This window comes from Streptomyces sp. AC627_RSS907 (genome assembly GCF_019049165.1).
Window position 1 is genome coordinate 1 of the sequence record NZ_JAGMUE010001489.1, and the last position, 733, is coordinate 733.

At 71.1% G+C, this 733-nt stretch carries 2 protein-coding genes and 1 pseudogene; all 3 read left to right on the forward strand.

Going from position 1 to position 733, the window contains the following annotated elements:
* Positions 1 to 214: Asp23/Gls24 family envelope stress response protein (locus KUM32_RS42600; protein WP_217146930.1), on the forward strand; the 214-nt coding region annotated here is incomplete at its 5' end.
* A 44-nt stretch (positions 215 to 258) separates the two neighbouring features.
* Complete coding sequence (locus tag KUM32_RS42605) at positions 259 to 450, forward strand: hypothetical protein (RefSeq protein WP_187064119.1); 192 nt, start codon at positions 259 to 261, stop codon at positions 448 to 450.
* Positions 451 to 456: 6 nt separating this feature from the next.
* A pseudogene (locus tag KUM32_RS42610) lies at positions 457 to 733 on the forward strand (Asp23/Gls24 family envelope stress response protein); the annotation flags it as partial.

A 733-nucleotide genomic window follows, 5' to 3' on the forward strand; every position in this document is an offset into this window, starting at 1 on the left:
GGCCGAGGTCGGCGAGGTGCAGACGGCGCTGGACCTGGAGATCGTGGTGGATTACGGCGTCTCCATCGGCGACGTCACGCGCGGCGTGCGGGAGGATGTCATCTCCGCGGTCGAGCGGATGACCAGCCTTGAGGTGGTCGAGGTCAACATCGTGGTAAGTGATGTGAAACTGCCTGACGAGCAGGACGACGAGTCCGACTCGCGGCTCCAGTAGCCGGAGTGGACCGACCGGGCGCGGTGGAGGCAAGGGAGTACACGATGAGCATGGCCGTGGTCGGCCTGGCCGCCGGGATGGCACTGGGCTTCGCCGGATACTTCGGCGGCTTCGGGGCCTTTCTCCTGGTGGCGGCGCTGGGCCTGATCGGGTTCGTGGCAGGCAAGTTCCTCGACGGAGATCTGGAGTTGGGCGATTTCTTCCGCCCCCGCGAGCGCGACGGCCGACGGCGGTGAGGCCGCGTGGTGCGATCGGGTGAACGCGGCTCGACGCGGATCGCCGACCGGGTCATCGCGAAGATCGCTTCGCAGGCGGCCCGGGAGGCGCTCGGTGACGCGCGGGAGGTACGCGGGGCCGGTGGCAAGCCACCGCAGGCCGCCGTCGCGGTGCGCGACCGGCCGGCCCGCGACGGGCTGCGCGGCGAGGCCCGGGTGCGGGTCGCCGTCGAACTCGGCTACCCCTCGGACATCGGCGCCCAGTGCGGCGCCGTGCGTCGTCAGGTGAGTGGACGGGTAAGGG

Bases quoted from the DNA above. Each gene is read 5' to 3' on its own strand.
- KUM32_RS42605 (WP_187064119.1), top strand. From the start codon at position 259: ATGAGCATGGCCGTGGTCGGCCTGGCCGCCGGGATGGCACTGGGCTTC.